The organism is Flavobacterium amylolyticum (genome assembly GCF_048284335.1).
Taxonomy (GTDB): Bacteria; Bacteroidota; Bacteroidia; order Flavobacteriales; family Flavobacteriaceae; genus Flavobacterium.
Genome location: NZ_JBLVPG010000004.1, coordinates 15211 through 29807 on the forward strand (window position 1 = coordinate 15211; position 14597 = coordinate 29807).

Genomic DNA, 14597 nt, shown 5'->3' on the forward strand with positions numbered 1-14597 from the left:
GTTATAGATCATCTGAAATCTATAACCATTTGTTTTTTTGTATGAAACAAAAATTATATCTCTACAACTATTGCAGATCTAATATTTTTTTCATTGTCATTGATTTATAGACACTTTCTTTCCATTCTTTATCTGGAATACTGTCTTTTGTAATACCACAGCCCACATACAAATACGCCTGTTGATCTTTGATTTGCATGCATCGTAAATTGACGTACAAATCAGATTTTAATTCTTCTTTATGAAATCCTTCCTTGTTCAATTCCCCTAAAAACCCCGTGTAATATTCTCTATCATAGCCTTCATTTTCAATAATAAACTCTTTAGCGGCTTCTTTTGGCAATCCGCACACGGCAGGGGTTGGATGCAAAACGGAAACTAGTGTATTTAAACTTGAATTCTCATTAATTATCCCTTCAATATCTGTTTTAATATGTGCTAAAGTTCCTGCTTGTAGAGTGTAAGGGCTAGAAACGGCTACTTCGGAAGTAAGGTTCTTTAGATTGTTCAATATAAAATCGGTAACAAATTGCTGCTCTTCTATTTCTTTTTTCTTCCAGACAACTTCCGTTGTGTTTTTAATTTTTTGCGTGCCCGCCAATGCCATCGTATAAAAGGTATTATTATTGGACTTTAATAATCGCTCTGGTGTAGCGCCCATCCATAATCCTATTTTTGGATGAAACCAACAATAGCAAAAAGCAGTTGGATACTTTTCAATTAATTTTTCGAAAATTGAAACAAGATCGAAAACGGACAAGTCGACAATTTCTTTTCTGGATAGGACTACTTTTTTTAAAGTCCCTTTTGCAATAGCATCAACTCCTTTTTGAACAAGTATTTCAAAATGTACTTTAGCTTGATCATTTTCTGAATATATGATTTCAGTATCATCTTTTTCCTTACAAGAAGTGATTAGAGTTTCCCATTTTACAGATTGATTTTTAGGAATCAATATCATTTGGCTTCCTTCAAATGGGGCAAAAACAAAACCAGTTTCTTCAAAATTTTCAGCAAAATACAAATGATCGTTATTTTGAAAAAATCCGACTACTTTAATATTATTTGGTTTTCTGTACAATACAAAAGGTAAATTTTGAGCTTTGTGTTGTTTTACTTTTATAAAAAAATCAATCATATATTACATTTAAAAATAAATTTCAATAAAAAACTACTCAATTCACATTTTTCCTTTTTGGCAAAATCATATTTGTCAACTTACAAAGTGAAATTAATGAATCGTTTTCATCAGTAATTCGGATTTCCCAAAGATGGATACTTCTCCCTTTGTGAACAATTCTAGCTGTAGCTGTTACAACTCCCTCCCTTTTTGCTTTCAAGTGATTGGCTGAAATCTCAATTCCACGAACTTCACTCAATTCAGCGTTTACATATAACATTGAAGCAGCACTTCCCACGCTTTCGGCTAAAGCCACAGATGCACCTCCATGTAACAGACCCATAGGTTGATGTACCAATGGATTTACGGGCATTGTTGCTACTAAAAAATCTTCTCCTGCATCAGTATATTCAATATTCAAGGTTTGCATGAGAGTATTTTTAGAAATTTCATTGCAATATTGAAGTATTTTTTCTTTGGCGAATGTCATAATTATTTATTTTTAAAATGTAAAAATAAATAAAAGATGAGTTCCATAACAGTAATTACAATTGTTATTCTGATTTCAAAATAGATTTTTCCTATTTTTACAAAAAATCTAATTGAATGCGTCTCAAAATAGTATTGCTTTATATTGGAATAGTATTCGCTATTAGTTCTTGCCGTTCTGATTTTGAAACTGTAGCCAGTTCAGGTGATTTGAAATTTTCAAAAGATACCATCTACTTAGATACTGTTTTTACCAATATAGGTTCCAGTACCTATAGACTCAAAGTATACAACAAAAGTAAAAATGACATCACTATTCCAAGTATTAAATTAGGGAAAGGATTAAATTCAAAATACCGAATGACGGTAGATGGAATGCAGGGAACAGAAGGAAAAACATTCAATAATATAGTTCTTTTGGCAAAAGACAGTTTGTATATTTTCATAGAAACTACCGCTAATATTGCCGATGCCAACCCAACCGATTTTTTATACACGGACCAAATTCAATTTGATAGTGGCTCCAATCTTCAAAATGTGGAACTGGTAACCCTTATACAAGATGCCGTTTTTTTATATCCAAAACGTTTTGCGGATGGAACCACCGAAACTCTCCCTATTGGTAAAGAAAAAATTGATGGTTTTTATCTTGATGATACTGACTCTACAAATGGCAATGAATTGTTGTTTACCAATACAAAACCGTATGTGATTTATGGCTATGCAGCTGTTCCTGCTAATAAAACGGTAACTTTCGAAGCGGGAGCCCGAGTCCATTTTCATGCTAATTCTGGACTTATTGTTGCCAGCAAAGCGTCGATCCAAGTGAATGGGGGACGATCTATTACTAATAAACTAGAGAACGAAGTCATTTTTGAAGGTGACCGACTTGAACCAGATTTTTCGGATGTGCCTGGACAATGGGGAAGCATTTGGCTTATCGATGGCAGTACTAATAATAGTATTAATCACCTTACTATCAAGAATGCAACTATTGGATTATTGATTCAAAATAATGATGGCACAACCGTTTCCGTCAAAAACACCCAAATTTACAATAGCAGTAACTACGGAATTTTAGCGCAGACCGCAAGAATAGATGGAGAAAATCTAGTCATCAATAATGCGGGACAAGCGAGTCTGGCCTGCACATATGGCGGAAATTATAAATTCACCCATTGTACTTTCAATAACAACTGGAACAGTTCACAACAAGTAGCTGTTTTAGTCAGTAATAATATTCCTGGAGCAAGTCCTGAAGTAAAAGACCTTACAGCCGCAACATTCAATAACTGCATCATTTATGGTTCGTATGCTAACGAAATGATTATAAATAAAAAGACGGATGCTACTTTCAAATATCAATTCAACAATTGTCTAATTAAATTTGACAACATATCCAATTCATTTACAACGAATCCAAAGTATCAATTCAATACAGACCCAGCACATTACAATGCTATACTTTTAAACAAGGATCCAAAATTCCTGAATGTTTCACAGAACAAATTTAATATTGACCATACTTCTGCCGCTTTCGCTAACGGAAATCCAGCATATTTGATTTTATTAGATATTACTGGAAATACCAGAACGCTCCCTCCAGATTTAGGCGCCTATCAAAACAACACCTTTCCAAAATAGATCTTTGCCAATAGCCCTCCATACCTTTAAAACAGTGAAGAACTCTTGATTTAATTAAACATTTAGTAACATCTAGTAGCGCTACAAATATTATTTTTGTTGAGACTTTACTTTAACAAATCAAATTTATTTAAACAAAACTAATCGTTTATTAGACTATGAAACAAATCTACTCGCTACTCTCTTTATTTCTTTGTATCTTAGGTTATGCTCAAGCTCCAACTGGATATTATGCGAATGCCACCGGTACAGGTTACACATTAAAAACACAATTATACACCATTATTAAAGACCATGCTGTAAAGGATTATGCCGGTTTATACATCACTTATGAAACTTCTGATATTGATAATTTCTTTGAAAAGGACGGAACTGTTTTAGATATGTACTCTGAAAACCCTGCTGGTGCTGATCCATATACGTACACTATTGCAACTACGCAACGATGCGGAAACTATACCAATGAAGGAGACTGTTACAATAGAGAACATATTATCCCACAATCCGTATTTAATGAACAATCCCCAATGGTTTCTGATGCACATTTTATTACGCCTACTGACGGAAAAGTAAACGGGATTAGATCTAATTACCCACATTCCGTGGTAGCGAGTGCAACTGAAATTACTAGAAATGGAAGTAAACTTGGAGCGAGTACAACTTCAGGGTATACAGGTCCGGTTTTTGAACCAATAGATGAATTTAAAGGAGATATTGCCCGAATGTATTTCTATTTTGCAACCCGTTATGAGAATACTGTTGCCGGATATTCGTACCCTATGTTTAACAATTCAACTAATAAAGTTTTTACTACTGCATTTTTAAATCAGTTATTGGCTTGGCACAATCAAGATCCGGTAAGCGCCAGAGAAATTGCTCGTAACAATGCTATTTATGCGCGTCAAAACAACAGAAATCCTTATATAGATCATCCTGAATATGCTACGGCTGTCTGGCAAACTGAGGTTGTAGATACGGTAGCTCCTACTGCAGCTACTAACTTAACCGTTACTGCTACAACATCAAACTCCGCTACTTTGACTTGGACAGCTGCTACAGATAATGTTGGTGTAACTGGATATGATCTGTATGTAAACGGAGGCTTAAAAACTACAGTGACTGGATTAACGGCTACTGTGACTGGATTAGCTGCAGCTACAACTTATTCGTTTTATAGTATAGCTAGAGATGCCGAAAGAAATTCTTCGGTTGCCAGTACCACTGTACAAGGAACCACAAAAGCTCCCGCTGCCGGCACAACTTCTTGTGCCTCGGAAGATTTTCAAACAATTCCTGTAAATGCAAGTTCTTATGGCACACAAACCTGGACTAATGCTGGAATAACCTGGACTGCCACTGATTCTCGTACAGACCAAGTGTTAAATGCAAGAGCAATAACAATTAGAAATGGGACTCTTACCTCTTCTGATGTTGCAAATGGAATCAAAGATTTAACAATAACGACCCAACTTATTTTTTCTGGATCTAGTGGAACTTTTAAAGTACGTGTCAACGGTACTGAAGTAGGTACGATCCCTTACAGCTCAACTGCTACAACTACAAGTATCTCAGGTCTTAATATAACAGGAAATGTAATAGTAAGTTTTACAGATAATAGTTCTGCTACCAATAGAGTTCGGTTTGACGACCTTTCTTGGACTTGCGCTACTTCACTTGCAGTGAAAGAACTGGAAGAACAAAGTTTCGAAATCTTTCCAAATCCCTCGAATGGAAATGTCAAAATAAATTTCGATAATTCAGATAAAAAACATTCTGTTCAAGTCTTTTCAATTTCGGGACAGAAAATTTTTGATAAAGAATATAGTAACAGTTCATCTGGATCGATAAACAATCTACAAAAAGGAATTTATTTAATTAAAATAACAAATGATTCTACATCGGTTACTAAAAAACTAATTGTAAACTAATTTGCAAGAAATAGTAAATTAAAGCGGCTTACATTGCCGCTTTTTTGTGTTGCTTTTGGCGCTACCCTCGCTTTTTTTCTATAATTTAAATTACATTTTTTTACTACTATCCAGCCTAAATAGATCTCTTTCTTTTGGCTACTTTCTTAAAGTAAGATTACAACTACTTTACCTTAACTATTAGCATTTATGTTAACAAAACCATAATTATCTTCATAATTTATTAACATAAACCATCATAAAAGTTATAAATTTGCGCGCCTACCGTTTTTAAAAACGGTAACAACCCCATAACCTAAAACAACTTTAAATTATGAAAAAAATCTACTCTGTATTATTATTGTTATTCATCATGACCGCAAGTGCACAAGTTCCAAGTGGCTATTACACTAATGCCTCCGGAACGGGTTACACCTTAAAAACGCAACTATACAATATCATAAAAGGGCATACCGATAACGGATATGCAGGTTTGTACACTATTTATCAGACCTCTGACAGGGATTATTACTTTGAAAATGATGCTACCATATTAGACATGTATTCTGAAAATCCTTCAGGAACAGATCCCTACACCTATTCTTCCGGCACCACCCAAAGATGTGGTACTTACAGCGTAGAAGGCGATTGCTACAATAGAGAGCACATCATTCCGCAGTCTACTTTTAGTTCAGCAGCTCCAATGGTTTCAGATGCCCATTTCATCACACCCACAGACGGAAAAGTTAATGGCCAACGGTCTAATTATCCGCACGGACCGGTAACTTCTGCAACTTGGACTTCTTTAAACGGTAGTAAACTTGGAGCGAGTACAACTGCTGGTTATTCTGGACCTATATTCGAACCTATTAATGAATTTAAAGGAGATATTGCCCGAATGTATTTTTATTTTGCCACCCGTTACGAAAATACAGTTGCAGGTTATTCGTATGCGATGTTCAATGGCACCAGCAATCAAGTTTTTACAACCGCTTTTTTAAACTTATTGATCACTTGGCACAATCAAGATCCGGTAAGTACCCGAGAAATTGATCGTAATAATGCTATCTACACGGCTCAAAACAATAGGAATCCATACATTGATCATCCGGAATATGTACAAGCAATCTGGAACCCGACTGCAGATGCACAAGCACCTACCACTCCAACGAGTTTAGTCGCTTCTGGAACTACATCAAACTCCGTTTCATTAAGCTGGAATGCTTCCACTGATAATATTGGGGTGAATGGATATAATGTATACCTGAACAGTGCTTTAAAAACAACAGTAACCAGTACAACAACAACTATTTCTGGACTAACCGCTTCTACTGCCTACTCTTTCTCGGTCAAAGCTACAGACGCTGCAGGAAATATCTCTGGAGCGAGTAATACGGTAAATGCAACAACTAGTCCTACCGGTGGCTCTGCTGCAACCGATTTATTATTTTCGGAATATATTGAAGGCTCATCAAACAACAAGGCATTGGAGATTTCAAATGCAACGGGTACAGCAATTAACTTATCGATTTATCGCATCAAAAAGCAAACGAATGGAGCTGGTGCTTGGAGTACAGGATTAGCCCTAACAGGGACTTTGAACAACGGTAGTAAATACACAATCGTAAATAGTTCTATGGCTTCCTCCTGTTATCCTACAAGCTCAGCAAACCTTTCTACATCAGCAACTGAAATGACTTTTAATGGGAATGATGCTGTAGGTTTATTCAAAAATGGAGTCTTAATTGATATCATTGGAACTTTTAACGGTGGAACTGCAAACTTTGCAGCGGATCAAACCCTAAGAAGAAAAGCTTCCGTTACATCACCAACGACTACTTTCAATAAAACAACCCAATGGGATTCCTTCACATCAGATACGTGTAACAATTTAGGTAGCCGTATGGTTGAAAAAACGCCAAAAGCCAGCGATACTTTAGATATAAATGATATTGTTCTCTATCCAAATCCATCCAATGGAAACTTCGCTATCAACAATTCGAATAAAGTGTATTCTATAGAAATTTATTCTATTATTGGTCAGAAAATTTTCGGAGAAGAAAACAGTACCAATTCAGAAATCACGCTACCCAATAGTGCGAAAGGAACGTACTTTGTTCGAGTTACCATTGATTCTAATTCGGTCATCAAGAAATTAATAATCAACTAATTAAAAAAGCGGCAAATTGCCGCTTTTTTTTTATTCAAAATTTAATCTTAATTGACTAAATTTGCACCGCAATACAACAAACTAAACTACAATGATCCATTTCTTTGAAAACCAAAGCAAAACTGTTTTTGCAGTACATACGCAAAACGAAATTTCGGCTCAAGACATTTCAAAACTCAACTGGCTTTTTGCCGATTCAAATAAAATAGAAAAATCCGTATTGACGGATTTTTTTGTTGGTCCTCGCGCCACTATGATTACGCCTTGGAGCACTAATGCTGTGGAAATCACCCAAAACATGGGAGTTTCCGGAATCATCAGAATCGAAGAATTTCACAAAGCAACCGCTGATTTTTCTGATTTTGACCCGATGCTTTCGCAAAAATACGCTGAGTTAAATCAAGATATTTTCACTATCAATGTACTTCCGGAAGCCATTTTGGATATCGATGATATTGCTGCCTACAATAAAAAAGAAGGATTGTCTTTAAGTCCAGAAGAAGTCGATTATTTAGACACTTTGGCGCTTAAATTAGGACGCAAACTAACAGATTCTGAAATTTTTGGTTTCTCACAAGCCAATTCAGAACACTGTCGTCATAAGATTTTCAACGGAAAATTTATAATTGATGGCGAAGAAAAAGAATCTTCTTTATTCAAATTAATCAAGAAAACATCTCAGGAAAACCCGAACGATATAGTTTCGGCTTACAAAGACAATGTTGCTTTTGTAAAAGGGCCTCGAGTACAACAATTTGCTCCAAAAAGCGCTGACAAACCTGATTTTTATGAAATAAAAGAATTTGATTCTGTTATTTCATTAAAAGCAGAAACACATAATTTCCCAACAACAGTGGAGCCTTTCAATGGGGCTGCAACGGGTTCTGGTGGAGAAATCCGGGATCGTTTAGCAGGTGGACAAGGTTCGTTGCCAATGGCAGGAACGGCAGTTTACATGACTTCATACTCTCGTTTAGCCGAAAACAGACCTTGGGAAAATGGTATGACCGAAAGAGAATGGTTGTATCAAACCCCAATGGATATTTTGATCAAAGCGTCCAACGGAGCTTCTGATTTTGGAAATAAATTTGGACAACCGTTAATTACAGGTTCTATCCTGACTTTCGAACACGAAGAAGACGCTCGCAAACTAGGTTTTGACAAAGTTATTATGCAAGCGGGTGGAATTGGTTACGGAAAATTAGACCAAGCAATTAAGAAAAAACCACAAACAGGCGATAAAATTGTTATCCTTGGTGGTGAAAATTATAGAATTGGAATGGGTGGAGCCGCAGTTTCTTCAGCAGATACCGGTGCTTTTAGTTCAGGAATTGAATTGAATGCGATCCAACGTTCGAACCCAGAAATGCAAAAACGTGCTGCCAATGCCATTCGTGGTTTGGTAGAAAGCGATATCAATCCAATTGTTTCGATTCACGATCACGGAGCTGGAGGACATTTAAACTGTCTTTCGGAATTAGTGGAAGATACCGGTGGATTAATTGATTTAGATAAATTGCCTGTGGGAGATCCTACCCTTTCGGCAAAAGAAATAATCGGTAACGAATCTCAAGAAAGAATGGGATTGGTTATTGCTAAGGAAAATATCGATTTGTTGCAAAAAATTGCCGACCGAGAACGTTCTCCAATGTATCAGGTGGGAGACGTAACCGGAGACCATCGTTTTACTTTCGAATCAAAATCAACAGGTGCTAAGCCAATGGATTTTGCGTTAGAAGACTTTTTTGGAAGTTCTCCAAAAGTGGTGATGACGGACAAAACGATCAAAAGAAATTATACTGATTTAACATACGACAAGAAAAACATAACCACCTACTTAGAGCAAGTACTTCAACTAGAAGCGGTTGCGTGTAAGGACTGGTTGACCAACAAAGTAGACCGTTGTGTGGGTGGTAAAGTGGCCAAGCAACAATGTGCCGGACCCTTGCAATTGCCATTGAACAATTGTGGTGTAATGGCTTTGGATTATCAAGGAATAGAGGGAGTAGCGACTTCGATTGGTCACTCTCCTGTTGCAGCATTAATTGATCCTGTTGCGGGAAGTAGAACTGCCATTGCAGAAGCATTGTCTAACATTGTTTGGGCACCAATTAAAGATGGTTTAGACGGACTTTCATTGTCTGCTAACTGGATGTGGGCTTGTAAAAACGAAGGAGAAGATGCTCGTTTGTATGCCGCAGTGCAAGGTTGTTCGGATTTTGCAATCGAACTGGGGATCAATATTCCAACCGGAAAAGATTCCCTTTCCATGAAACAAAAATATCCAAATGAAGAAGTAATCGCCCCAGGAACAGTCATTATTTCAGCAGGTGGAAATTGTACCGACATTAGAAAAGTAGTGGAACCCGTTTTACAAAGAGACGGCGGTTCTATTTATTACATTAATTTATCGCAAGATGATTTCAAATTAGGCGGTTCTTCGTTTGCACAAACATTGAATACTATTGGAAAAGAAGTACCAACGATTAAAGATGCTGCTTTTTTCAAAAGAGCCTTCAACACTATTCAAGAATTAATTTTAGATAATAATATCCTTGCAGGACATGACATCGGGAGTGGTGGATTAATTACTACTTTATTAGAAATGTGTTTTGCCGATGTAAATTTAGGAGCTAAAATAGACTTCTCTGTTTTCGAAGAAAAAGACATTATCAAATATCTTTTTGCTGAAAATATCGGAATTGTTTTCCAAGCAAAATCGGATGCTCATGTAGAATCTAAATTAAACGCCAATGCCGTTTCTTTCTATAAATTAGGAACAGCTACAAATGAAGCGACATTAGACCTTGGACTTTTGACTTTTGACATAAAAGAATACAGAGATATTTGGTACAAAACTTCCTTTTTATTAGACCAAAAACAATCGAAAAACGGAACGGCTCAAGCGCGTTTCGACAATTACAAAAACCAAGCGTTACACTATACTTTTCCAACACATTTTACAGGAAAAAAACCAGTTATTGACAACTCTAAGCCAAAACCTAAAGCCGCTATTATCCGTGAAAAAGGAAGTAACTCGGAGCGTGAAATGGCTAATGCGATGTACTTGGCCGGTTTTGATGTAAAAGACGTTCACATGACCGACTTGATTTCAGGTCGTGAAACGTTAGAAGACATTCAGTTCATCGGGGCTGTTGGAGGATTCTCCAATTCAGATGTGTTGGGTTCTGCCAAAGGTTGGGCCGGAGCCTTTTTATACAATGAAAAAGCGAAAACAGCTTTAGACAATTTCTTCAAAAGAGACGATACGCTGTCTGTTGGAATTTGTAATGGTTGCCAATTGTTTATGGAATTGGAAGTGATTAATCCAGAGCATGAAATACACGGGAAAATGTTACACAACGAAAGTAACAAACACGAAAGTATTTTTACATCGGTAACGGTACAGGAAAACAATTCAGTGATGCTTTCTTCATTAGCAGGAAGTACACTTGGAGTTTGGGTTTCGCATGGAGAAGGGAAATTCAATTTACCAATGGGTGAAGAAAATTATAACATCGTTTCTAAATATGCCTATGAAGGCTATCCAGCTAATCCAAACGGCTCTCATTTTGACGTTGCAATGCTTTGCGACAAAACAGGACGTCACTTGGTTATGATGCCACACATTGAGCGTTCTACGTTCCAATGGAACTGGGCGCATTATCCAAAAGGCCGTAACGATGAAGTTTCGCCTTGGCATGAAGCTTTTGTCAATGCCAGAAAATGGATGGATAAAAACTAATTTTTTGATTTACTATATAGAAAGCGTTCCTGAAAAGGAGCGCTTTTTTTGTGGGAACTAATTTAAAATCCCTTAAGAAATTTGTAAGAAAACAATTAAAGCGTATATTTGAAAGTAATACGCTACACAGTAGCGCTTATCCAGCCAAAATGAGATGTATATGCGCTATTTTGTAGCGCATATATACAAGTTGTGAGCAATTATCAAGAAATGAACGTACCAAAAACAATATACAAATACAGAGACTGGTCTTGCGAAAATCATCGCAAAATATTAAACAGTAACGAAATTTATCTAGCAAGTCCTGGCACTTTTAATGATCCATTTGATTGTAAAATATCTACACATTATTTGTCATTAGATACGCCTGAAAAAATCTCAAGTTATATCCAAAAAAAACAAGAAGAAAGCGAAACAGAGCTGACAGAAAATTTTATTGAAACTTTAAAATATAGATTAACTAATATTCAAGAATATTGGGATATGTTTGAGGCTTTTGAATTGTCAACATTTGACCAAAATCATGGAATAATTTCATTAAGTTCAAGATGGAATTCAATTCTAATGTGGTCCCATTACGCTAATCTTCATAAAGGTTTTTGCGTAGGCTTCAATGAAGAAAAAATGCGAACTTCTGGTCACTTTGGTTTTGGTGGTTCAGTAATTTACTCAGATGATTTCCCAATAATAAATCCATTAGAAGTTGATGAAAAAACTCCATTCTTACAACTTCAATATAAAGCGAAAGATTGGAAATATGAAGAAGAATATCGTTTAAATAAACTATTCTTCCCTGAAATCCCAACTGATGATGATAGAAAAATAATTTTAAATGAGGGGATTATAGAGGAAGTAATTGTGGGTATGAATTCGAGCAGAGAAGATACTGAGGAAATTGTAAAAATCTGCAAGCGAAAGAACATTAAAGTCTATGGCGCAAGCAGAGAACCATATAAATTTGGAATGGTAAGATATGAACTATAACTGCTCACAACACACGCTACAAGCAATTTGGGTATTTGGCTTAATTTAAATATGGTTTTGTATTTGGAAGATTAGGCAAACCCCAACCGCGCTGATATACCAAAATCGGTAGCGCATTCTATGATAAAAAATATTTTTTTATACAGAAAGCATTCTCGAAAAGGAGCGCTTTTTTTATGCAACTCGGTTTGAAAGTTCCTATTAACTTTATACAGCTAAAAAATTCTGTTTAATACTATCCTTTTATACTACTAATCAATGGGTATCAAACTCGTGTACGATTTCGTTGGTCATAGACGGAAGGTTGGAAAACCCCTATGTACTTGATGCCATTGTGCCAACCTATCAAATTAGTAACAATACTATTAAACAGAATTTATATATTCTAAAACACTATACAAACCATTAATCACTTTCAAAAAACTGCCTTACAACGGTAACGTACTCTAGTGTAAAGTTACAACTTAGCTTTATAAAAAGCTACATTTTTGGGATTTTAATCAATCAAAAACAATTGTATTAACAAAATATAATATTCATTTGTAGGAGACAGAAGCAAAGATTCTAAAGAGTAATCTATTAATCCAAAATTCATGCGGTACCAACATTTTAGCTTAAAATCAGTCTATTAAACTTTATTTCTAGAAAACGTTTTCGTAAAATGGAATAATTCTGGTTTAATTTTCCATTTAATTTTTGAAAATTAAAAATTATTATTAATTTTTATTTAATTTGCGAGTCAATTCAACATTCGAATAATGACTTCTATAACCAGACTTTTTGATTTTCCCTATTATCAGCAAGATAAATATACTTCAATTCCAGATGCTTTAGTAAGCAAACAGAATGGTGTTTGGGTAAAAACCTCTACCCAAGAATATATAGCAAAAGCAAATGCTATTTCAAGGGCACTATTAAAAATGGGTATTCAGAAAGATGACAAAATTGCCATCATCTCTTCAAATAATAGAACTGAATGGAATATTATGGATATTGGCGTGTTGCAAACTGGCGCACAAACGGTTCCTATTTATCCTACAATTTCTGAAGATGATTATGAATACATTCTAAATCATTCCGGAGCCATGTATTGTTTTGTATCCGATGCTGAAGTGCTTCGAAAAGTAAATTTAATTAAAGATAAAGTTCCTACACTTAAAGAAGTGTATTCTTTTAACGAAATTGAAAGCTGTAAAAACTGGAATGAATTATTGATACTAGGTGTAGATACGGGCAATCAAAGTGAAGTTGAAAACCGTAAAAACAACGTAAAAACAGAAGATTTAGCGACTATTATTTACACTTCCGGAACAACAGGAAGACCAAAAGGAGTCATGCTTTCCCATAAAAACATTGTCTCTAATGTTTTAGACAGTGCGTCGAGAATTCCTTTTGAAGCAGGAAAAACTAGGGCTTTGAGCTTCCTCCCTATTTGCCATATTTTTGAACGAATGATTTTGTACTTGTACCAATATTATGGCGTTTCCATCTATTTTGGAGAATCCATTGAAAAAATCAGTGACAACATCAAAGAAGTAAAACCCACTGTAATCACAGCGGTTCCAAGACTTTTAGAAAAAGTATACGATAAAATTTATGCTAAAGGAACCGAATTAACAGGTATCAAAAAAAAATTATTCTTTTGGGCCATTGATTTAGGACTAATTTATGAGCCGTATGGTAAAAATGGTTTTTGGTATGAGTTAAAACTCAAAATTGCTCGCAAACTGATTTTCAGCAAATGGAAAGAAGGTTTAGGCGGAAACCTGGACTTAATGGTTTCCGGAAGTGCCGCATTGCAACCGAGACTGGCCAGAGTTTTTGCTGCTGCAGAAATTCCCGTAATGGAAGGGTACGGTTTAACCGAAACCTCTCCAGTAATCTCTGTAAATGACATCCGAAATGGTGGTTTCAGAGTGGGAACTGTTGGAAAAGTGATTGATAATGTATCCGTTATTATTGCCGATGATGGTGAAATCCTTTGCAAAGGACCTAATGTCATGATGGGCTATTACAAAGATGAGAAATTAACAAATGAAGTAATTACAGACGGGTATTTTCATACTGGTGATATTGGAGTTTTTGACGAAGACGGATTCTTGAAAATTACAGATCGCAAAAAAGAAATGTTTAAAACCTCTGGAGGGAAATATATTGCCCCACAATTAATCGAAAACACCATGAAACAATCCCGTTTCATTGAACAAATCATGGTGATTGGTGACGGACAAAAAATGCCGGCAGCTTTTATTCAACCCAGTTTTGATTTCATTAAGGAATGGGCTGTTATTCATGGAATTAATATTGGAAAAAGTAATGAAGAAATTGTTTCAAATGAAAAAGTTATTGCAAGAATACAGGAAGAAATTGATGCTTTGAATGACAAATTTGGAAATTGGGAGAAAATAAAGCGTTTTGAGCTTACTCCTGATATTTGGTCTATAGAAGGCGGACAACTTACTCCTACTTTAAAACTGAAAAGAAAAATTGTAATGGAGAAATATTCTGATTTATTCCATAAAATCTATAACTAGCCAT

8 protein-coding genes are annotated in these 14597 nt (G+C 35.6%); 6 read left to right on the forward strand and 2 right to left on the reverse strand.

The features are described 5' to 3' along the window. Positions 1 to 67: 67 nt before the first annotated feature. Both ACNQF9_RS13175 and ACNQF9_RS13180 read right to left on the reverse strand, forming a co-directional pair. The gene (locus ACNQF9_RS13175; RefSeq protein WP_417990365.1) at positions 68 to 1138 is read right to left on the reverse strand and encodes an isochorismate synthase; all 1071 of its coding nucleotides are present in this window, start codon (positions 1136 to 1138) and stop codon (positions 68 to 70) included. Positions 1139 to 1175: 37 nt separating this feature from the next. Beyond that, positions 1176 to 1610, reverse strand: coding sequence for a PaaI family thioesterase (locus ACNQF9_RS13180; protein WP_417990366.1), 435 nt, complete (start codon positions 1608 to 1610; stop codon positions 1176 to 1178). A gap of 116 nt (positions 1611 to 1726) precedes the next feature. Here ACNQF9_RS13180 and ACNQF9_RS13185 point away from each other — a divergent pair, with 116 nt between their 5' ends. The 6 genes from ACNQF9_RS13185 (at position 1727) to ACNQF9_RS13210 (ending at position 14593) form a co-directional block, all read left to right on the forward strand. After that, positions 1727 to 3253, forward strand: a complete 1527-nt coding sequence (locus ACNQF9_RS13185; RefSeq protein ID WP_417990367.1) for a hypothetical protein — start codon at positions 1727 to 1729, stop codon at positions 3251 to 3253. A gap of 158 nt (positions 3254 to 3411) precedes the next feature. Beyond that, positions 3412 to 5181, forward strand: coding sequence for an endonuclease (locus tag ACNQF9_RS13190; RefSeq protein ID WP_417961281.1), 1770 nt, complete (start codon positions 3412 to 3414; stop codon positions 5179 to 5181). Between the two features lie 313 nt (positions 5182 to 5494). Then, the gene (locus ACNQF9_RS13195) at positions 5495 to 7330 is read left to right on the forward strand and encodes an endonuclease (RefSeq protein WP_417961283.1); all 1836 of its coding nucleotides are present in this window, start codon (positions 5495 to 5497) and stop codon (positions 7328 to 7330) included. Between the two features lie 91 nt (positions 7331 to 7421). Then, the gene (gene purL, locus ACNQF9_RS13200; RefSeq protein WP_417990368.1) at positions 7422 to 11075 is read left to right on the forward strand and encodes a phosphoribosylformylglycinamidine synthase; all 3654 of its coding nucleotides are present in this window, start codon (positions 7422 to 7424) and stop codon (positions 11073 to 11075) included. A 210-nt stretch (positions 11076 to 11285) separates the two neighbouring features. Continuing rightward, the gene (locus ACNQF9_RS13205) at positions 11286 to 12059 is read left to right on the forward strand and encodes a DUF2971 domain-containing protein (RefSeq protein WP_417990369.1); all 774 of its coding nucleotides are present in this window, start codon (positions 11286 to 11288) and stop codon (positions 12057 to 12059) included. Between the two features lie 758 nt (positions 12060 to 12817). After that, positions 12818 to 14593, forward strand: coding sequence for an AMP-dependent synthetase/ligase (locus ACNQF9_RS13210; protein ID WP_417990370.1), 1776 nt, complete (start codon positions 12818 to 12820; stop codon positions 14591 to 14593). Positions 14594 to 14597 lie beyond the last annotated feature (4 nt).